Raw genomic sequence first — 19184 nt, forward strand, 5'->3', positions numbered from 1 at the left:
CCCCGACCACACAGACGCAACGCAGCAAAGGAGTGGCCGTCATGGAAACGGCAATCTCGGCGGAAGGCCTCCGCAAGCGCTACGGCGACCACCAGGCGCTCGACGGCATCGACCTGGAGGTGCCCGCGGGCACCATCCTGGGGGTGCTCGGGCCCAACGGGGCGGGCAAGACCACCACCGTGCGCATCCTCGCGACCCTGCTCGACCCGGACGAGGGCCGCGCCACCGTCGCCGGCTACGACCTGGCCACCCAGGCCAAGCTGATCCGTGCCAACGTGGGCCTCACCGGCCAGTACGCGGCGGTCGACGAGCGGCTCACCGGCCGGGAGAACCTCCAGCTCATCGGCACCCTGCTGCGCCTGGGCCGCAAGGGGGCCCGGGCCCGCGCCGACGAACTCCTCGAGAAGTTCTCCCTGGTGGACGCCGCCGACCGGATGGCCAAGACGTACTCGGGCGGCATGCGCCGGCGCCTCGACCTCGCCGCGAGCCTCGTGGCCGCCCCACCGGTGCTCTTCCTGGACGAGCCGACCACGGGGCTGGACCTCACCAGCCGCCTCGCCCTCTGGGAGATGATCAAGGAGCAGGTGGACGCCGGCGTGACCGTGCTGCTCACCACCCAGTACCTGGAGGAGGCCGACCAGCTCGCCGACCGGATCGCGGTCATCGACAAGGGCGTGGTCATCGCCGACGGTACCCCTGACGAGCTCAAGCGCGAGGTCGGCGGCGAGCGCCTGGAGGTCTCGGTCGCCTCCCTCGCCGACCTGACCGCCGCCACCCGGGTGCTCGCCGACGTCTCCCCGCAGGAGCCGGTCGTGGACCGGGACAGCCGCACGGTCTCGGTGCCGCTGGCGGGCGGGGTCAACACCATCGCCGCCGCGGCCACCGGCCTGGAGCGGCTCGGCATCGAGCCGCAGGACTTCGCGGTCCGCCGCTCCTCCCTCGACGACGTCTTCCTGGCGCTCACCGGCCAGCGGGGCGCCGACGAGGACCCGGCCGGGCCCACCGGGCCGGCGCAGCAGGACGACCAGGCCGCGCAGGCCGAGCAGCAGAAGGAGATGCAGGCGGCATGACCGAGGTGCTCAGCGACTCGTTCGCACTCGCGGGCCGCCAGATGCGGCACATCCGGCGGATGCCGGAGCAACTGCTCGGCATCACCGTGATGCCGGTGGCCTTCGTCCTCGTCTTCGGCTACCTCTTCGGCAGCGCCATGCAGGTACCCGGCCAGGGCGGCTACAAGGAATACATCATGGCCGGCATCTTCGCCCAGGTGATGCTCGCCAACCTCACCACCACCGCCATCGGCGTGGTCGAGGACCTCAACAACGGCCTGGTGGACCGCTTCCGCGCGCTGCCGATCTCCCGCTCCTCGGTGCTGCTCGGCCGCACCACCGCCGACCTCGTCCTGGTCGGCTGGACCAGCGCGATCATGGCCGTGGTCGGCTACCTGATCGGCTGGCGGGCGCACAACGGCGTCCTCCAGACCCTGGCCGGCTTCGGGCTGCTGCTCCTGATGGGCTTCGCGATGTCGTGGCTGGGCGCCCTCGTGGGCCTGAGCCTGCGCAGCCCGGAGGCGGTGAGCGCGCTCTCCGGCGTGGTGATGATGCCGCTGGCCTTCCTCTCCAACGCCTTCGTGCCGCCGGAGGGCCTGCCCGGCTGGATGCGGGTGGTCGTGGAATGGAACCCGGTCAGCGCGGTGGTCTCCGCCGCCCGCGACCTGTTCGGCAACGAGCGCGGCGCCTCCAGCGGCGCCTTCCCCTCCGAACACCCGGTGATCGCCGCCCTCGTGGTGCTGCTCGCCCTGCTCGCCGTGGTCGTCCCACTGGCCGGCCGCGCCTACCAGCGGGCCGCCGCCCGGCGCTGAGCCCCGTACGCCGGCGCCCACCCCGACGACGCGGAAGGCCCGGCCCCCGTCCGGGGGCCGGGCCTCCTCGGCCGGCTGCGCGGTTCAGCGCCGGTGGCCGGAGCCGATCATCATGAACAGCACCCGCACCACCAGCACCGAGCTGATCACGAGCAGGTTGTAGCCGAACAGGTCGAACAGCCCGAAGCCCTTGCCGAGCATCGGACCGCCCTCCGTGCGCAGCAGCTGGACCCCGACCAGCCCGATCACCCCGCCCAGGAACGCCAGCAGCACCTCGTGCACCAGCGAGCGCAGGAACCTGCGGTCCTCGGCGTCCGCGAACAGGCGTACGCCGACCGTCAGCTGGCCGCCCTCCATCGCCGCACCGATCCGCTCGATGCGCCGCGGCAGCCGGCGCAGCATGGGGACGAGCCCCAGCAGCTCCTCGGTCACCGACCGGCCCAGGGCTTCCGGCCGCAGCTTGCGCAGATGCTGGGTGACGGCGAACGACCGCGCCTCCGCGACGATGTCGAAGCCCGGCACCAGCCGGTCCAGGGACCCCTCCATGGTGGCCAGGGCCCGGAAGACTGCGGCTATCTCCGGAGGCACGCTGATGCCGTGCCGCGAGACGATCGCGAACAGGTCGGCGAACATCTCCCGGTCCGGCTTGATCCCCGGTGCGAAGTGCCGTGCCAGGAACTGCCCGAGGGCCCGCTCCAGCTTCCGCTCGTCTATGTGCTCGGGGTGCACCACCAGCGCCAGCAGCGCGTCCGACAGCCCGGCCGGGTCGCCGCGGTGCAGCGCCAGCAGCATGCCGCTGAGGGTGCCGCGCAGCGAGCGGTCTATCCGGCCGACCGAGCCGAAGTCGAGCATGCCGAGCCGGCCGTCGTCCAGCAGCAGAAGGTTGCCCGGGTGCGGGTCGGCGTGGAAGACACCGCTGGTCATGATCTGCCCCAGCAGGCACTCCAGCATGGCGCTGGCCAGCGCCTGCCGGTCCAGGCCGCGCTCGTCCAGCAGCCCCGACACACTGTGCAGCGGAGTACCCGCCATCCACTCGGTGACCAGGACCCGCTTGCCCGTCAGGTCCTCGTGGACCTCGGGCACCCGGATCACCGAGTCCCCGCCGGCCGCCTCGATCGCCGCCGCCACGGAGAGCGTGTTGCGGGCCTCGATACGGAAGTCCAGCTCCTCCTGGACCGACACGGCGAACCCCTGCGCCAGCGCGAGCGCGCCCACGCTGCGCCCCCAGTCGGTGTGCTGCTCCAGCCGGGCCGCGAACCGGTAGAGGATGTCCAGGTCGTCCACGACGATGTCGCGCGCCCCGGGCCGCTGCACCTTCACGGCGACCTGCTTCCCGCACGCCAGCCGCGCCCGGTGCACCTGCGCGATCGACCCGGCCGCCACCGGGATGGGGTCGAACTCGGCGAACACCTCGCCGTGCGGCGCCCCCAACTCCTCGTGCAGCACCCGCTCGACGGCCTCCCACGGCTCGGGGGAGGCCTGGTCCTGGAGCGAGCTCAGCTCCTCGATGAACTCCGGCGGCAGCAGGTCGTAGCGGGTGGACATCACCTGCCCCAGCTTGACGAAGGTGACCCCGGCCTCCTCCAGCGCCAGCTTCAGCGACGGCGCGAGCGCCGCGCGCTCGGCGGCGGCGTCCGGCCCGCGCCGGGAGCGGCCGCTGACGAAGCGGCCGAGCCCGTGCCGGACGAAGATCCGGCTGAGCCGGCCGTAGCGCCGCGTACGGGCGACACTGCGGCGCAGCGAGCCGGGCAGCCGCACCAGCCCGCGCACGGCACCCGACGGCACCAGCACCTCGGTGGCCGCCAGGAACAGCATGGCGACCACGAGCGACACCCCGATCTCCAGCGAGATCAGGGCGAGGGGCTGCACGTCGCGCAGCGGGTAGCTGACCAGCGTGCCCGAGGCCAGCCCGACGCTGCCCGTCAGCACCGCGCGGCCCTTGCCCAGCCGTACGCCGAGCAGCCGCCGGGCCCCGGAGGCGAGGCCTGCGACGAAGACGGTCAGGGACAGCGCGGCCAGCAGGACGAGAACGGCCGTGCTCATCGCTGCTGTCGGCGCCGGAAGGCGTACGAGAGGGTCACCAGCGCCAGCAGCGGCCCCCACAGCAGCAGCGGTGCGTACAGCCAGCCCATGACGGCGCGGTCGGTGCCCGTCAGATTGCCCTGGTCGACGGTGTCCCAGATCATCAGCTGGCTGAACGTGACGGCGGTCATGACCAGCGCGCCGAACAGCGCCACCGTCACGGCCGCCCCGGCGCGCACCGGCCGCCCGCCGATGAACGGCAGCCGGCGCGGCGCGACCAGCCCCCAGTCCCGGACCAGACCCAGCGTCAGCAGCGCCGCGCCCTCCTGGACCAGGGAGATCAGCGGAAGGATCAGATAGCCGATGCCGGGCAGGTCGTAGTCGGTGCGCAGCACCTCCTCGCTGTAGCCGACGGGCACGCCGACGGTCATGGCCAGCCGCCACAGGGTGGATGGCAACGCGATCAGCGGGACGGCATGGGCGGCCCACACCGCCCACCTCGGTGGCGGCGGCGTGGCGAGTGCCGCCGAATGGGCCGGGGTGCTGACGTGTGTCGTCATGTCGTTGAGGCTGCCAATCTGATCGTAAGGTGCGCAACCGGATCCGGAATTCTATGGAATGAATCGGTCCATTTCCGTCGCGCTGTCAGCTTGCTGCCACCCCGGCCCGAACCGGACAAGCGCGTTGAGCCACCGGTCGCCCCTTGCGAAATTGATTCGGCAAGCGACGAGTCCGCCGGGATTCGTTTCCCGTCAACCGAAAGGAAACAACCATGATGAAGAAGACTTACGAGACCCCCGTTTTCGCGGTCGCCGGCTCCTTCCGTGCCGACACCGGAATGGGCCTCCCGATCGGCGGCTGGGACTGGAACCACGTCGGTGGCTGGTTCTAAGTCCGGTTCTTTCCGCAGGAGCTGACGATGCCGGACCGCGGCGCACCGTTCTTCTTCGTATTCCCTGACAACGAGGCAGCGTTCGCCGTGGCCCGGCACCTGCGCGAGGATCTGCCGGGCCTGTCGTCCGTGGCGCACGCCTCCGGACGCGACTGGATCGTCGGCCGGTGGGAACCGGCCGACCTGCTCGTGGCACGGGCCGGCCGCACCGCCCTCGCCCTGATGGGCACCTTCCCCCACACCGCGGCCGGCACGCTCACCCGGCGGGCCGGCCTGCTGCGCGACCCGGCCGAGCTGGACGAGCCGGCCCTCACCCTTCCGGGCCAGTTCCACCTGCTCGCCTCCGTGGACGGCGCGCTGCGCGTCCAAGGCTCCGCCTACGGAGCCCGGCGCGTCTTCCACACCCGCACCGGCGGCACCCTCGTCGCCGGTGACCGGGCAGCCGCACTCGCCCGGCTGGCGGACCTGGAACCGGACCCGGCCGCCCTGGCCGTTCACCTCCTGGGCGCGCCCGCCCCGCTCGACCAGCGCCCCCTGTGGTCGGCCGTCACCGCCGTCCCTCCGGGCACGGCCCTGCTGGCCTCCCCCGACGGCGTCCCGTCCCATCGGCGCTGGCACCGGCCCCCGGAGCCCGGCACACCCATGGACCGCGGCGCCGCAGGCGTCCGGGAGGCACTGCTGGCCGCGGTGGACGTCCGTACCGCCCCCGGCGGGCTGATCAGCACCGACCTCTCCGGCGGCCTGGACTCCACCGCCGTGTGTTTCCTCGCCGCCCGTGACTCCCGCGCACGGCTCATCGCGTGCACCTCCACCGGCGACGAGGCCTTCAACGAGGACGGCCGGTGGGCCCGCTGGGCCGCCGAGGACCTGCCCGGTGTCGAGCACTACATCCTGCCCAACGAGGAACTGCCGACCTTCTACGACGGGTTCGACGACCCGGGCCTGCGCCTCGACGCCCCCAGCCCGCTCGTGGCCTCCCGCCGCCGCGTCACCGTCCTGACCGCCAAGATGGCCGCCCGGGGCTCCCGGCTGCACCTGACGGGAAACGGCGGGGACAACCTGTTCGTCGGCCTCCCGCACCACCTGCACGCACTGGTCGCCCGCCACCCGCTGCTCGCCCTGCGCCGCCTCAGCGGCTTCCGCGCGCTGCTCTCCTGGCCGCTGGCCCCGGTCGTCCGCCAGCTCGCCGACCGACGCGGATACCGTGCGGCCCTGGCGGCCGTCTCGCTGCGCGACGTACCCGAACCGGTGTCCGGCGGTCCCGCTCTCGGCTGGCTGCGGCAGCCCTCCGTGGCCTCCTGGCTGACGGAGGACTGTCTGCGCACCGTCGAGCGGGAGCTGGCCGCAGCCGTCCCCACCGCCGAGCCGTACGGGCCCACCCCCGGGCGCCACACCGAACTGGCGGCCCTCCACCGGCTGGCCCGCGACAACCAGGCCATCGAGGACGCCGGCCGGGCGGCCGGAGTGCCGATGTCCGCCCCCTACCTGGACGACCAGGTCGTGGACGCGGCCTTCTCCGTCCGCGTCGAGGACCGTGTCGACCCCTGGGCGTACAAGCCGCTGCTGGTGCGCGCGATGGACGGGCTCGTGCCCCGCCGCTCCCTGTCCCGCGCCACCAAGGGCGACGGCATCCAGGACGTGGCCGCCGGCCTCTACCGCAACCGTGCGGCGCTGACCGGCCTGTGGGAGGACAGCCTGCTGGGCCGCGCCGGCCTGGTGGACGAGGCCGAGCTGCGCCGCCTGTGCACGGCGGCGTCCTCACCGCAGCTGCGCGACGACCGTTTCCTGGCCACCCTCGCCACCGAGATGTGGCTGCGTACGACCGCGAACACCCAAGGAGCCCTGGCATGAAGCTGGTCCACCGCGAGTACCTCAAGCTCGCCACCACCGAGTACGGCGCCGTGCTGCTCGACACCAAGTCGGGCGCCTACTGGCAGCTCAACCCCACCTCCGCGACGATCGTGGGCGCCCTGCTCGACGGCGGACGGGCCGAGGACGCCACCCGCCGCCTCACCGAGGAGTACGACGTCGACGCCGAGCGCGCCGCGGCGGACGTCCACGCGGTGCTGGCCGCCATGGCCGAGGCGGGAGTGGTGGCCGCGTGAGCGTCACCACCGCCCTGCCGCCGCGGGCCCGCTTTCCGCTGCACCGCCGGCTGGCCGCCCGTACGGCCGTCGGAGCCGCCCGCCTGCTCACCCGCCTCGCCCCGCACCGGCTGGAGCGGGCTCTGACCCGGATCGCGCGCGGCGCGGTCCCGGCGACCGAGGCGCAGGCGACCGAGGCCAGGCAACTCGTGCTCGCGTCCAGCCTGCTGATGAACGGGCAGCGCAGCTGTCTGCCCCGGTCCGTGGCCGTGGCGCTGACCTGCCGGCTCGGGGGCAGCTGGCCCACGTGGTGCGTGGGAACGCTGATGAGCCCGCCGTTCAGCCCCCACGCGTGGGTGGAGGCCGATGGCAGGCTCATCGGTGAGAAGGGCGATCACGCCAGGTGGGCGCGGCTGATCTCGGTGGCCGCGCCCCGCCCGGTCACTGGCAGCCGCGCTGCCAGTTCCACCCGATGAAGCTGTGACGCAGCTGGACGTCGAAACGGCAGGTCGCCGTGCCGTCCGCATTCAGGTCGACGTACGAGTGGTGCGTGTTGGCGTACCAGCTTCCCGTGACGTCGAAGATTCCCTTGTAGGTGAAATCGGCGTGCGCCTCGGTGCGTGAGACGTCGCAGTTCTCGGCGCAGTCGGTGTTCTGCGTGGCGGACTTCAGGTTCCACCCCGCGTTCCACGGCTCGCGGTTCCACTGCTGCGTGGCCTCGGTGGAGGCCGTGGTGATGCGGCTGCCGTCCGTGGTCCACTGCGAGGCCGTGTACAGGCCCGTCATCCGGATGTTGCAGCAGTCGAACATCTCGTTCCAGCTCTTGAACTGACGCGTGGTCCCGGCGGCCGTCTCCGCCGCGGCCACCCCCGCCGGCGCGGCGGCGGCCTTGGTCTTCGCCGCCGCGCCGGCGCGTGCCGGTACGAAGGTGACCTCGCCGAGGACGGGCCGGCAGTCCTCGCCGATCGTGACCTGCTGCTGCACGGCCATCCCGGCCGGCGGCGCGGGCAGCTCGCCGGTCAGACGCACCTCGCCGCAGGACGTGGCGTCGGCCTGCGCGCCCGGCGCGGCGGTGTTCCCGGCAGCGGAGGCGGCGGTGGCGCTGCCGGCCGTGAACATCAGCGACAGCATCCCGGCGGCGGTGGCGGCGGCGAGCGTGGTTCGGTTGCGCAATTCCCCAAGCCTTCCCTCGTGAGTGGTCGCAAGGGAGCGTAGGCGGCGATCTTGTCCTGCCGAACGGACCGTCACAACCTTGGCAGGAAGGTGACATTGCCTGGTCGGCCGGTGTGCCGGGGCGCACCGCACGGCCCACGAACGACGGCGCCGCCCGGTCCGCGCCACCCGTGGGGGCGACGGCGGACCGGGCGGCGTACTCCCGTACGGCCGACGGGGGTGTCGGATCCGGGGAGCCGTCAGACCAGGCTCCGGTCGTCCGTACGGGAGCCGTCCCCGGCCGAGGACCCGGCCGGGCCGGTCCCCGTGGCCGTGCCGGGCGCCCCGCCCGCCGTGGCCGGCAGGGTCTTCTTGTGCCCGGGCCACCAGGCGCGGTGGCCGAGCAGGCTGGTGAGGGTGGGCACGAGCAGCAGCGCCATGACGAAGGCGGTGAGCAGGATGCCGAACGCGACGGCGAAGCCCATCTGCTGGAGCATGGAGTTCTTGGCGAGCATCAGCACGCCGAACGTGCCGGCCAGGATGACCGCGGCGGCGGAGATGGTGGGCGCCGACGCGGTGACGGCCCGGCGGACGGCCTCGCGCGGGGGCCGCCCGGCGCCGATCTCCTCCCGGAGCCGGGCCACCATCAGGATGTTGTAGTCCGTGCCGATGGCCACCACGAAGAGGTAGACGACCACGGGCAGGGTGAACAGCAGGCCCTTCTCGCCACTGCCGCCCTGGAACAGCCAGACCGTCGCGCCGAGGGTGGCGGCGAACCCGAGGGCGACCGACGCCATGAGGTACAGCGGGGCGACCACGCTGCGCAGCAGCAGGCCCAGGATGAGCATGATGGCCAGTCCGGCGGCCGGGAAGACCACCGTGTAGTCGCGGGTGACGGCCGTGCTGATGTCGCCGAGCACCGCCGAGGTCCCGCCGACCAGCGCCCGGGTTCCCTCGGGCGCGGCCCGGTGGGCGGCGTCCCGCAGCGGCCCGGAGACCAGGTCGAGGGCCTTGTCCTCGGTGGGGCGGTACTTCAGGACCACGCTGTACTGCGCGACGCTGCCGTTCGCTCCGGGCACGGCGGGGGAGACCTCGCCGACGCCCTCGATCTTCAGGGCGGCGCCGAACGCCTCCAGCTGGGCCTGGTCCAGGGCCGTTCCGTCACGCTTCTCCAGGTAGACCGAGGTCGGGTCGGTCTGCCCGGCGGAGAAGCCGCGCTGGAGGTCCTTCATCGCGGTCACGGACTCGAGGTCCTGCGGCAGGGAACTGTCCGCGTCGAACGCCGGCTTGAAGCTGAGCGCTCCCACGGCGAGCACGGCGAGCACGCCCGCGGTGACACCGGCGATGACGGCCGGACGCTTGGCGGCGGCGGAGCCCACCTTGCCCGCGAGGGCGTTCCTCGGCTCCTTCTTCCACGCCTTCGACGGCCAGAACGCCTTCGCGCCGAGCAGCGAGAACACCGCCGGCACCAGGGTCAGCCCGGCCAGCAGCGCCACGGCCACCGAGATCGCCAGCGAGGGGCCCATGGCCCGCAGCATGCCCATCGTGGACAGCAGCAGGGCCAGGAAGGCGACGACGACGGCACCGGCCGCGGAGGCGATGGTCTCGCCCACCAGCGCGACGGCGCTGATCATGGCCTGCTTGGGGTCCTGGCCGCCGCGCAGCTGCTCGCGGTAGCGGAAGAGCAGGAAGAGGATGTAGTCGGTGCCGACGCCGAAGAGGACCACGATCAGGATCGCCGAGATGGAGGCGTCCGCCTTCAGCCCGCCGAGCTCGGCCGCGGTCGAGATCAGCCCGGTGGCCACCATGAACGCCAGGCTGATGATGACGACGGGCAGGATCGCGATGAGCGGGCTGCGGAAGATGACCAGCAGCAGCACCACGATCAGCAGCAGCGTGGCCGACATGATCATGCCGTCGGTGTCGCCGGAGGCCTCCTTGGCGTCCACCGCGCTGGCCGCGGCGCCGGTGAGGCCCATGGTCAGGTCCGTGCCGGCGAGCAGGGACCGCGCCTCCTCACGCAGCTTCTTGACGGACTCCCCGAGCTCCGGGTCGTACGGGTCCTTCACCGTGGCGAGGACCTGGGCGAGGGCGATCTCGCCGTTGGGGGAGACGGCCTCCGGGCTGCTCACCACCGCCTTGACCTTGGTCAGGCCCTTGCCCTGGAGCCCGGTCGCGACCTTGGCGACGGCCGCCTTGTCGGACTCCGTCAGGGCCTTCTTGTCCGTCCGCTGGAAGACGGCGACGGCCGCCGGCTGCTCATGCTGGGGGAATGCGCGTTCCTGTGCCTTCGCCGCCTGGACGGACTCGTAGTGGGAGGGCAGGAATTCGGCCTGGTCGCTGGTGGGCTTCAGCTGCGGGGCGAGTGCGGCGAGTGCCACCGCCGCTATCAGCCAGGCCGAGATGGTCACCCAGGGCCGGAGGACGGCGAAGCGTCCGATCCGTCCGAACATGAGACTCCTTCACAACGATTCACGGCAGGGGAATGTCCCGCGGAGCCTAACCACGGGAGGGAAATCTCCCTCCCGGGGTGTCCGGTTGCTGTCAATTTCCCCGTACGGGCCGCGGGTTTCCCGGTTGGATGCGGATCCGCCGATTTTCTGCGCAGCTGAAGACGACGTCACCGAGATTCCTGGCAGGAAGCTGCCAAACCGCTGGTCAGAAGTGCGCGTATGCCTTAGTGGCACCTTCATGTCAGCCCTGTTGTAAGGGGCCCGGCCCCTGATGATGCTGTCGAATGCATATACGTGAAATCAATGTTCGCCTTTGTCGCGGAGGGGCCCATGGGCGCTGGACACGAGTACGGGGCAGGGACGGCAGCGCCGTCCGGCCTTCCCGCGGCCCGGCTGCTCGGCCGACTCGCCCGGGACGAGCCCGAGTTCGAGACCCGGATGCAGGAATCCCTCGAACGGGCCGAGAAATGGCTCCGGGCCGGCGCCCACGGCGCCCTCGACCCCCGGGTCGGCGCCCTCACCGGCCACCTCGCCGAGGCCGGCGGCAAGCGCCTGCGGCCCCTGCTGGTCCTGCTCGGCGCCGAGTTCGGCGACCCCTTGGCCGACGGCGTCACCCAGGCCGCCGTCATCGCCGAACTCGTCCACATCGCCTCGCTCTACCACGACGACGTGATGGACGGCGCCGCCACCCGGCACGGCGTGCCCAGCGTCCACGCCCGCTTCGGCGAGCGCGCCGCCGTCCTCGGCGGCGACTGGCTGCTGGCCCGCGCCGCCCAGCTCGCCGCCGAACTCGGCCCCGCCGCCGTCCACCTCAACGCCCAGGCCGCCGGCCGGCTGGTCGCCGGGCAGCTGCGCGAACTGGCCGGGCCCGCCCCCGACGAGGACCGGGTCACCCACTACTTCCACGTCGCCGCCGGCAAGACCGCGGCCCTGCTCGCCATGGCCCTGGGCATCGGCGCCGTCCAGGCCGGCGCGCCCGCGCCCGCCGCCGCCGCGCTCACCGAGTGCGGCGAACAGCTCGGCATCGCCTTCCAGATAGCCGACGACCTCCTCGACCTGACCTCCCCGGCCGAACTCACCGGCAAGGAACGCGGCAAGGACCTGCTGGCCGGCGTGGCGAGCCTGCCCGTGCTGCTCGCCCGCGAGGGCACCGACCCGGCCGACGCCGAACTGCGCGCCCTCCTCGCCGCCGGGCCCGTCCCGCCCGCCGCCCTGCCCCGCGCCCTGGAGCTGTTCGAGCGCTCGGCCGCCCTCGCCGAGACCGAGGCCGTGATGCACCGCCGCCTCGACCGCGCCCGCAGCGCGCTGGCCGGGCTGCCCGACCTGCCGGCCCGCCGCGCCCTGCTCGCCCTCTGCGACTACGTCGCCCTCCGCACCAGCCTCAGCCGCAAGGAGCCCCAAGGATGACCATGGCCGAACGGGTCGCCGAACTCGTCCGCATCCGCCAGGAAGTACAGGGCGGCGCCCCCGCCGCCACCGAGGCGCAGCACGCCAAGGGCAAGCTGACCGCCCGCGAGCGGATCGCCCTCCTGCTGGACGAGGGATCGTTCCACGAGGTCGAGCAGCTGCGCCGGCACCGGGCCTCCGGATTCGGCCTGGAGCACAAACGCCCCCACACCGACGGGGTCGTCACCGGCTGGGGCACGGTCGAGGGCCGCACGGTCTTCGTCTACGCGCACGACTTCCGGATCTTCGGCGGCGCGCTGGGCGAGGCCCACGCCACCAAGATCCACAAGATCATGGACATGGCCATCGCGGCCGGCGCGCCCCTGGTGTCCCTCAACGACGGCGCGGGCGCCCGTATCCAGGAGGGCGTCAGCGCCCTGGCCGGCTACGGCGGCATCTTCCAGCGCAACACCCTGGCCTCGGGCGTCATCCCGCAGATCTCGGTCATGCTCGGCCCCTGCGCGGGCGGCGCGGCGTACAGCCCCGCCCTCACCGACTTCGTCTTCATGGTCCGGGACACCTCGCAGATGTTCATCACCGGCCCGGACGTGGTCCGCGCCGTCACCGGCGAGGAGATCACCCAGAACGGCCTCGGCGGCGCCGACGTGCACGCCGGCACCAGCGGCGTCGCGCACTTCGCGTACGACGACGAGGAGACCTGCATCGCCGAGGTCCGCTACCTCATCTCGATGCTCCCCTCCAACAACCGCGCCACCCCGCCGGCCGCACCCTGTTCCGACCCCGCGGACCGCCGCTGCGAGCGGCTGCTGGACCTGGTGCCGCTCGACGGCAACCGCCCGTACGACATGCGCGAGGTCATCGCCGAGATCGTCGACGACGGCGAGCACATGGAGGTCCACGAGCGCTGGGCGACCAGCGTCATCACCACCCTCGCCCGGCTCGGCGGCCGGGTCGTCGGCATCGTTGCCAGCCAGCCGCAGTCCCTGGCCGGCGTCCTCGACATCCACTCCTCGGAGAAGGCCGCCCGCTTCGTCCAGATGTGCGACGCCTTCTCGATCCCGCTCGTCACCCTGGTCGACGTACCCGGCTTCCTGCCCGGCGTCGGCCAGGAGCACGGCGGCATCATCCGGCACGGCGCCAAGCTGCTCTACGCCTACTGCAACGCCACCGTCCCCCGCGTCCAGGTCATCCTGCGCAAGGCCTACGGCGGCGCGTACATCGTCATGGACTCCCGCTCCATCGGCACCGACGTCTCGCTGGCCTGGCCCGCCAACGAGATCGCCGTGATGGGCGCCGAGGGCGCCGCGAACGTGGTCTTCCGCCGCCAGATCGCCCAGGCCGACGACCCCGAGGCGGTCCGCCAGCAGCTGGTCAAGGAGTACAAGGCGGAGCTCATGCACCCCTACTACGCCGCCGAGCGCGGCCTCGTCGACGACGTCATCGACCCCGCCGACACCCGCAGCGCCCTGATCGGCGCCCTGGAGATGCTCCGCACCAAGCACGCCGTGACCCCCGCCCGCAAGCACGGCAACCCCCCGATGTGAGGAGAGACCCTTGACCGGCGATGCGTCCACCCCCGTCCTGGAAGGCCCCCTGGCGCCCACCCTCTTCAAGATCATCAACGGTCGCCCCACCCCCGAGGAACTGGCCGCCGTCGCCGCCCTCGTCGCCGCCCTGACCGCACGCCAGGAGGCCGGGCACGCCGGATACGCCGGGTGCGGAGGCGGGGACGACGCCGAGGGGCGGTCCGCGCGCTGGCAACGCCCCGAGCTCCTGCCCCCCGCCTCCTGGCAGGCACCCCGAGCCTGAACAGCCGAACAGCCGAACAGCCGAACAGCCGAACAGCCGAACAGCCGAACAGCCGAACAGCCGAACAGCCGAGCAGCCGGCTCCCGTGCTCCCGTGTTCCCGTGCTCCGGAGCCGGGCGGAACGGTCCGTCCTGGCAGCTTGCTGCCGACCGCGTTGCCCGCCCGCCCGGCGGCCTTGTAACCCAGAGGAAAGCGGCGTATCGGTCGTTCGGGTACGGCTGCGGCCGAGTGAGGAGGCAGCCGTGCTTCAGCTGGTGTTCCGGATCCTGGGGCCCCTGGACATCAGTGCGGAGGGACGCCCCGTCGTCCTCCAGGGCGCCCGGCAGCGGACCATCATGTCGATGCTGCTGCTCAACCCCGGCCGGGTGGTCTCCGTCGACACCCTCGCCGACGCGGTCTGGCACGGCAACCCGCCCGCCACCGCCCGCAACCAGATCGCCATCTGCGTCTCGGCGCTGCGCAAGATCCTCAAGACGGCCGTCGGCCTCGACGACGTCCTCGTCACCAGCCACCCCGGCTACCTGCTCCACGCCGGCGAGCACCGCATCGACGCCGTCGAGTTCGAGGAGCGGGCCGCCGAGGGCCGCGAGGCCGCCCGCGGCGGCCGGACCGACGAGGCCCTCGCCGCCTTCGAGGACGCCCTCGCCATGTGGCGGGGCCCGGCCCTGGCCGGCGTCACCGCCGAACGCGTCGAGGCGGAGGCGGCCCGCTTGACCGAACTGCGACTGGACGTGTACGAGCAGCTGACCGCGCTGCGCCTGGAGCAGGGCAAGCACCGCGAACTGATCGGCGAGCTCACCGGCTTCGTCCGCGAGCACCCGCTGCGCGAGGCCGCCCTCGGCCAGCTGATGCTCGCCCAGTACCGCTCCGGGCGGCGCGCCGAGGCCCTGGAGGCCTACCGGATCGGGCAGCGGCTGCTCGCCGAGGAGCTCGGCATCGACCCCGGGCCCGCCCTCCAGGAGCTGCACGAGGACATCCTCGCCGACTCGCCCAGGCTGACCGCGGCCCCGGGCGCCGAGAACACCGTCCCCGCCGTCGCCGCGGCCGCCGTACCCGCCCACCTGCCGCCCGCCCCGGCCTCCTTCACCGGCCGAGCCGCCGAACTCGCCGCCCTGGACCGGCTGCTGGAGCAGCAGGGCGGCGCCTCCCTGCCCGTCGGCTCCATCGTCGGCACCGGCGGCGTCGGCAAGACCGCCCTGGCCGTCCACTGGTCCCACCAGGTCGCGACCCGCTTCCCCGACGGACAGCTCTTCGCCGACCTGCGCGGCTATGACGAGGAGGAGGCCCCGCGCCGCCCCTCCGCCGTGCTGGACCGCTTCCTGCGCGCCCTCGGGGTGCCCGGCCCGCAGATCCCGGCCGACCAGCACGAACGCACCGCCCTGTTCCGCAGTGTGCTCGACGGCCGCCGGGTCCTCATCGTCCTGGACAACGCCCGCTCCTTCCAGCAGATCCGCCCCCTGCTGCCCGGCACCTCCGGCTGCTGCGTCCTGGTCACCAGCCGCGACAGCATGGGCGGGGCCCTGGCCGGCGACTACGCCTACGTACCCCTGCACCTGGCCTCGCTCGGCCAGGACGAATCCATCGCGCTGCTCTCCCGGGTGGCCGGCGACGACCGGTTCGCCGCCGACCCGGTGGCGGCGGCCCGGCTGAGCGAACTGTGCGACCGGCTGCCCCTGGCCCTGCGCATCGCCGCCGCCCGGCTCGCCGCGAAACCCCACTGGACGGTCCGTACCCTGGTCTCCCGCCTGGAGGACCAGCGCCGCCGGCTGGACGAGCTCAGCCCCGACGCCCGCGGCGTCCGCGCGGGCCTGCGCCTGAGCTACCGCGACCTGCCGGCGGAGACGGCCCGGATGTTCCGTCTCCTCGGCTCCCTCAACGTCCCCGAGTTCTCGGCCTGGGCCGGCGCCGCCCTCCTCGACATCGACCCCGTCGACGCCGAGGACCTCATCGAGCACCTGGTCGACGCCCAGCTGCTGGAACCCCTCAGCGCCAGCAGCGGCCACGTCCGCTACCGCTTCCAGGACCTGCTGCGGCTCTTCGCCCGCGAGTGCGCCGTGGCCGAGGACGGCGAGGACGAACTGCGGGCCGCCGTCCGCCGGGCCTGCGGGGTGTGGCTCGGCCTGGCGAAGGCGGCGCACCGCCGGGTCTACGGCGGCGACTACACGGTCGTACCCGGCACGGCCCCGGTCCGGGACCTGCCGGACCACCTGGCCTCCGATCTGATGGAGGACCCGATGGAGTGGTTCGAGACGGAGCGGATGGCGATCACCGCACTGGTCCAGCAGGCCGCCCGCGACGACGAGTCCGGCTACGCCTGGGACCTGGCGATGACCAGCGTGACGCTCTTCCAGAACCGCAACTACCTGGAGGACTGGCGCGAGTGCGCCGAGGCGGCGCTCGGCGCCGCCCGCCGCAGCGGCGACCGGCTGGGCGAGGCGGCCATGCAGCAGTCCCTGGGCACCCTGGAGATCGTCCAGTGGGAGTACGACAGCGCCTACGAGCGCCTGGGCCTGGCCCTCCACCTGTTCGAGGAGCTGGGCCAGGCCCAGGGGCGGGCCCTGGTCCTGCGCAATCTCGCGCTGTGCGAACGCCACCGGGGCGACCTGGACCGGGCGGTGGAGCGGGGCCGGCACTCCCTGGAGATCTTCCGGGAGGTCGGCGACCACTACGCGGAGGCCCATGTACTGGGCCTGCTGGCGCAGATGGAACTCGAACGGGGGGACGCCCAGGCGTCCTTGATGCTCTCCTCGGAGGCGGTGGCCCGCAGCCGGGGGCTGGGCACGGTACGGGGCGAGGCGCAGAGCACGGTGAGGCTGGCGGAGGCGCTGACGGCCCGCGGCGAGGGGGCCCGCGCGGAGGAGGCCTGCCGGCGGGCGCTGGAACTCGTCCTGGCCAGCGGCGACCTGCGGGGCGAGGCGCACGTGCTGCGCGCTCTGGGGGAGTCCTTGTGGTGCCAGGACCGGCTCGAAGAGGCCGAATCGACCCTGCGCAGCGCGATGAGGACGGCCGGGGAGATACCGGACGCGTTCCTGAAGGCGCGTGCGTCGGGGGCCCTGGGCTGCGTACAGATCCTGCGTACGGACCGGGCGGGCGCCGGCCTGAGTTTCCGGGCGGCGGCCGAACTGTTCACCGAGGTCGGTGCGCAGGTGTGGCGGGAGCGGATGGAGCAGCTCCTGGTGGTGCTCGCGGAAGGCGAACCGGTCGGCTCGCGGGAGCTGTTCGAACTCGTACAGTCCTGACCTCGTCCCCGGTCACGTCCACGGGTCGTCCTTGGCGACACGGACCGGGGCGGAGGTCCACGGGTCGTCGGTGTCCGCACCGGCCGGGGCGGCGGTCCACGGGTCGTCTGTGTCCGCACCCGCTGGGGCGGCGGTCCACGGGTCGTCCACGGTCGCCACGGCGCGCACCGAGGTCCACGGGTCGTCGCCCGCGGTGGCGGCGGTGAAGCCGGCCGCACCGAGCGCGGCGACGAGGACGGCGGTCGTGGCGGCGACCCTCCCGAGCGGGGCCACGACGGCGGTGGCGGCGGTGCGGCGGGCGGAGCGGGTGAGGCGGTCGATGCGGTTCACGTCGGTCTCCTTCGGGTCGGTCTCGGCGGTGCCCTTCGGCATGTCCACCACGCTAGGGAGACGCCGTTTTTCCGCGCTTTCAAAGCGCTTTCGCTCCGCCGAAATCGATCCGAGAGCGATGAAAAACCGCAGGTCAATAGCCTTTTCGCAAGACAGGCCCGGACACGTTCCGGGCCCTTGCGACCAGGCGGAGGCGACCATGGACTTCACGCTCCTCGGGCCCGTGTCGGCCGAGCTCGACGGCCGGCCCGCCGCCCTCGACGGCGCCAAGCAGCGCACCGTCCTGGCCGCCCTCCTCCTCGCCCGCGGCCAACTGGTCACCGACGAGCGCCTGACGGACCTGCTGTGGGGCGAGGAGCCCCCCGCCACCAGCACCAGCCAGCTCTACACCTACGTCTCCCGGCTGCGCACCCGGCTCGGCCCGGGCCACGGCCTGGAGCGCCACGGCGCCGGCTACCGGATGGACACCGCCGACGCCACCGTCGACTGGTACGCCTTCCAGGACCTCACCGCCGCCGGCCGCACCGCCCTCCGCACGGCCCACCACACCAAGGCCGAGCGCCCCTTCGCGGCCACCGGAATCCACCACACCGAGGCCGAACGCCCCTTCGCGGCCGCCGGAATCCACCACACCGAGGCCGAACGCCACCACACCGAGGCCGAGCGTCACTTCGCCGAGGCCGAACGCCACTTCGCCGACGCCCTCGCCCTCTGGCGCGGCCCGGCCCTGAGCGACGTCACCGAACACCTCGCGGCCGCCGAGGGCCCCGGCATGGCCGAGGCCCACCTGGCGACCGTGGAGCACCACGCCGAGGCGGCCCTCGCCCTGGGCCACCACGCCACCCTCGTCCCGGCCCTGACCCGGCAGGTCGCCCTCCACCCCCTCCGCGAGCACCTGCGCGCCCACCTGATGACGGCCCTCTACCACTCGGGCCGCCAGCCCGACGCCCTGGCGGTCTACGAGACGGGCCGCCGCCACCTGGCCGAGGACCTGGGCATCGACCCCGGCCCCGCCCTGCGCACCCTCCACCACCAGATCCTCCAGGGCACCCTCCCCACCCCGGCGCTGCCTGCCACCCCGCCCATGGCCCCCGTTGCGGCCGTGCACCTGGTCGCGGCTGCGCACGAGGACCCGGCGGCGCTGCCTGCCACCCCGCCGCCCGCTCGGGTCCTGGCGCCCAGCAGCGCTGTGCACCCTGCCCCGGCACCTGCCCACGACCACCCGGCCGCACCCCGATCCACCGAGCCGCACCCGCCCGCCCCCGGCACAGCGCCCCCGGCCCAGGCACTCCAGTCCCGTACCCCGAGCCCGGACCCCACCCCCACCACGCCCACCGCCCCGGCCCCGACCCCACACCCGGCCCCGCTCGCCCACGACCACCTGGCCGCGCCCCGATCCACCGAGCCCCACCCGCCCGCCCCCGGCGCAGCGCCCACGGCTCGGGCCGTGGCCGCGCATGCGGCGCCGGCACCGACAGCGCCCTCCGCCCTGGCCGCGCACCTGACCCCGGCGCTCCAGACCTCAGCCCCGAGCCCGGAGCCCATCCCGTCCATGCCCGGCGCCCCGGCCCCGGCGGCGGCCCCGACCCCGCATCCGGCTGCGGCCCCGACCACACACCCGGCCGCAGCCCTGGCCGCGCACCTGACCCCGGCTCAGTCCACACACCTGGCTACGGCCGCGGCCCAGTCCACACACCTGGCTACGGCCGCGGCCCAGGCCATGCACCCGGCTGCGGCCGTGGCGCCGGCCATGCCCCCGATGGCGGCCCAGGCCACACACCTGGCTGCGGCCATGGCGCCGGCCATGCCCCCGGCGGCGGCCCTGGCCGCGCACCTGACCCCGGCTCAGTCCACACACCTGGCTACGGCCGCGGCCCAGGCCACGCACCTGGCTGCGGCCGTGGCGCCGGCCATGCACCCGGCCCAGGCCTGGGC

At 73.5% G+C, this 19184-nt stretch carries 16 protein-coding genes; 11 read left to right on the plus strand and 5 right to left on the minus strand.

The features are described 5' to 3' along the window. Nucleotides 1-41: 41 nt before the first annotated feature. Nucleotides 42-1070 (plus strand): ATP-binding cassette domain-containing protein, encoded by a 1029-nt coding sequence (locus GPJ59_RS06980; RefSeq protein WP_219665568.1) that lies wholly within the window; start codon nucleotides 42-44, stop codon nucleotides 1068-1070. After that, on the plus strand, nucleotides 1067-1861 hold the full coding sequence (locus tag GPJ59_RS06985; RefSeq protein WP_219665569.1) for an ABC transporter permease: 795 nt from the start codon (nucleotides 1067-1069) through the stop codon (nucleotides 1859-1861). The genes GPJ59_RS06980 and GPJ59_RS06985 overlap by 4 nt, the downstream gene beginning before the upstream one ends. Before the next feature lie 84 nt (nucleotides 1862-1945). Here the strand turns inward: GPJ59_RS06985 and GPJ59_RS06990 are convergent, their stop codons facing one another. Both GPJ59_RS06990 and GPJ59_RS06995 read right to left on the minus strand, forming a co-directional pair. Then, complete coding sequence (locus tag GPJ59_RS06990) at nucleotides 1946-3904, minus strand: ABC1 kinase family protein (protein WP_219665570.1); 1959 nt, start codon at nucleotides 3902-3904, stop codon at nucleotides 1946-1948. Then, entirely contained in the window at nucleotides 3901-4443 is a 543-nt protein-coding gene (locus tag GPJ59_RS06995) for a hypothetical protein (protein WP_219665571.1), read from the minus strand. The genes GPJ59_RS06990 and GPJ59_RS06995 overlap by 4 nt, the downstream gene beginning before the upstream one ends. 212 nt (nucleotides 4444-4655) lie before the next feature. Between GPJ59_RS06995 and GPJ59_RS07000 the strand changes: the two genes are divergently transcribed. Genes GPJ59_RS07000 through GPJ59_RS07015 form a run of 4 tightly spaced genes read left to right on the plus strand, consistent with a single transcriptional unit; the run spans nucleotide 4656 to nucleotide 7335 of the window. Then, the gene (locus tag GPJ59_RS07000; protein WP_219665572.1) at nucleotides 4656-4775 is read left to right on the plus strand and encodes a keywimysin-related RiPP; all 120 of its coding nucleotides are present in this window, start codon (nucleotides 4656-4658) and stop codon (nucleotides 4773-4775) included. 27 nt (nucleotides 4776-4802) lie between these two features. Next, nucleotides 4803-6626, plus strand: a complete 1824-nt coding sequence (locus tag GPJ59_RS07005; RefSeq protein ID WP_219665573.1) for an asparagine synthase-related protein — start codon at nucleotides 4803-4805, stop codon at nucleotides 6624-6626. Further along, the gene (locus GPJ59_RS07010; RefSeq protein ID WP_219665574.1) at nucleotides 6623-6880 is read left to right on the plus strand and encodes a lasso peptide biosynthesis PqqD family chaperone; all 258 of its coding nucleotides are present in this window, start codon (nucleotides 6623-6625) and stop codon (nucleotides 6878-6880) included. The genes GPJ59_RS07005 and GPJ59_RS07010 overlap by 4 nt, the downstream gene beginning before the upstream one ends. Then, nucleotides 6877-7335, plus strand: a complete 459-nt coding sequence (locus tag GPJ59_RS07015) for a lasso peptide biosynthesis B2 protein (protein ID WP_219665575.1) — start codon at nucleotides 6877-6879, stop codon at nucleotides 7333-7335. Before GPJ59_RS07010 ends, GPJ59_RS07015 begins: the two co-directional genes overlap by 4 nt. On the opposite strand, the gene GPJ59_RS07020 is transcribed toward GPJ59_RS07015, so the two are convergent. Together GPJ59_RS07020 and GPJ59_RS07025 are read right to left on the minus strand one after the other, a co-directional pair. After that, nucleotides 7301-8032, minus strand: a complete 732-nt coding sequence (locus GPJ59_RS07020) for a hypothetical protein (protein WP_219665576.1) — start codon at nucleotides 8030-8032, stop codon at nucleotides 7301-7303. The genes GPJ59_RS07015 and GPJ59_RS07020 overlap by 35 nt on opposite strands. 239 nt (nucleotides 8033-8271) lie before the next feature. Beyond that, the gene (locus tag GPJ59_RS07025) at nucleotides 8272-10464 is read right to left on the minus strand and encodes an MMPL family transporter (protein ID WP_219665577.1); all 2193 of its coding nucleotides are present in this window, start codon (nucleotides 10462-10464) and stop codon (nucleotides 8272-8274) included. A gap of 330 nt (nucleotides 10465-10794) precedes the next feature. On the opposite strand from GPJ59_RS07025, the gene GPJ59_RS07030 reads away from it, so the two are divergent. The 4 genes from GPJ59_RS07030 to GPJ59_RS07045 all read left to right on the plus strand — a co-directional run bounded on the left by GPJ59_RS07030 (nucleotide 10795) and on the right by GPJ59_RS07045 (nucleotide 16919). Next, nucleotides 10795-11871, plus strand: a complete 1077-nt coding sequence (locus GPJ59_RS07030) for a polyprenyl synthetase family protein (protein WP_219665578.1) — start codon at nucleotides 10795-10797, stop codon at nucleotides 11869-11871. Continuing rightward, nucleotides 11868-13415 carry an acyl-CoA carboxylase subunit beta gene (locus GPJ59_RS07035; RefSeq protein WP_308120172.1) on the plus strand — a complete coding sequence of 516 codons (1548 nt, stop codon included), beginning with the start codon at nucleotides 11868-11870 and terminating at the stop codon, nucleotides 13413-13415. The genes GPJ59_RS07030 and GPJ59_RS07035 overlap by 4 nt, the downstream gene beginning before the upstream one ends. 10 nt (nucleotides 13416-13425) lie before the next feature. After that, nucleotides 13426-13680: an acyl-CoA carboxylase epsilon subunit gene (locus GPJ59_RS07040; protein WP_219665579.1), complete on the plus strand. Its 255-nt coding sequence runs from the start codon at nucleotides 13426-13428 to the stop codon at nucleotides 13678-13680. 242 nt (nucleotides 13681-13922) lie between these two features. Next, the gene (locus tag GPJ59_RS07045) at nucleotides 13923-16919 is read left to right on the plus strand and encodes an AfsR/SARP family transcriptional regulator (RefSeq protein WP_219665580.1); all 2997 of its coding nucleotides are present in this window, start codon (nucleotides 13923-13925) and stop codon (nucleotides 16917-16919) included. A 12-nt stretch (nucleotides 16920-16931) separates the two neighbouring features. On the opposite strand, the gene GPJ59_RS07050 is transcribed toward GPJ59_RS07045, so the two are convergent. Then, nucleotides 16932-17291 carry a hypothetical protein gene (locus GPJ59_RS07050; protein ID WP_219665581.1) on the minus strand — a complete coding sequence of 120 codons (360 nt, stop codon included), beginning with the start codon at nucleotides 17289-17291 and terminating at the stop codon, nucleotides 16932-16934. Nucleotides 17292-17448: 157 nt separating this feature from the next. On the opposite strand from GPJ59_RS07050, the gene GPJ59_RS37190 reads away from it, so the two are divergent. Beyond that, nucleotides 17449-19184 (plus strand): AfsR/SARP family transcriptional regulator (locus tag GPJ59_RS37190; RefSeq protein WP_258023988.1); only part of this gene is annotated, 1736 nt, incomplete at its 3' end.

The sequence above is a fragment of the Streptomyces bambusae genome (assembly GCF_019400985.1).
GTDB lineage: Bacteria > Actinomycetota > Actinomycetes > Streptomycetales > Streptomycetaceae > Streptomyces > Streptomyces bambusae_A.

Excerpts from the sequence above, each read along its gene's own strand:
- GPJ59_RS07030 (WP_219665578.1), top strand. The coding sequence starts at position 10,795 with ATGGGCGCTGGACACGAGTACGGGGCAGGGACGGCAGCGCCGTCCGGC.
- GPJ59_RS07005 (WP_219665573.1), top strand. The coding sequence starts at position 4,803 with ATGCCGGACCGCGGCGCACCGTTCTTCTTCGTATTCCCTGACAACGAG.
- GPJ59_RS06990 (WP_219665570.1), bottom strand. The coding sequence starts at position 3,904 with ATGAGCACGGCCGTTCTCGTCCTGCTGGCCGCGCTGTCCCTGACCGTC.
- GPJ59_RS06985 (WP_219665569.1), top strand. The coding sequence starts at position 1,067 with ATGACCGAGGTGCTCAGCGACTCGTTCGCACTCGCGGGCCGCCAGATG.
- GPJ59_RS07050 (WP_219665581.1), bottom strand. The coding sequence starts at position 17,291 with ATGCCGAAGGGCACCGCCGAGACCGACCCGAAGGAGACCGACGTGAAC.
- GPJ59_RS07010 (WP_219665574.1), top strand. The coding sequence starts at position 6,623 with ATGAAGCTGGTCCACCGCGAGTACCTCAAGCTCGCCACCACCGAGTAC.
- GPJ59_RS07035 (WP_308120172.1), top strand. The coding sequence starts at position 11,868 with ATGACCATGGCCGAACGGGTCGCCGAACTCGTCCGCATCCGCCAGGAA.
- GPJ59_RS06995 (WP_219665571.1), bottom strand. The coding sequence starts at position 4,443 with ATGACGACACACGTCAGCACCCCGGCCCATTCGGCGGCACTCGCCACG.
- GPJ59_RS07000 (WP_219665572.1), top strand. The coding sequence starts at position 4,656 with ATGATGAAGAAGACTTACGAGACCCCCGTTTTCGCGGTCGCCGGCTCC.
- GPJ59_RS06980 (WP_219665568.1), top strand. The coding sequence starts at position 42 with ATGGAAACGGCAATCTCGGCGGAAGGCCTCCGCAAGCGCTACGGCGAC.
- GPJ59_RS07025 (WP_219665577.1), bottom strand. The coding sequence starts at position 10,464 with ATGTTCGGACGGATCGGACGCTTCGCCGTCCTCCGGCCCTGGGTGACC.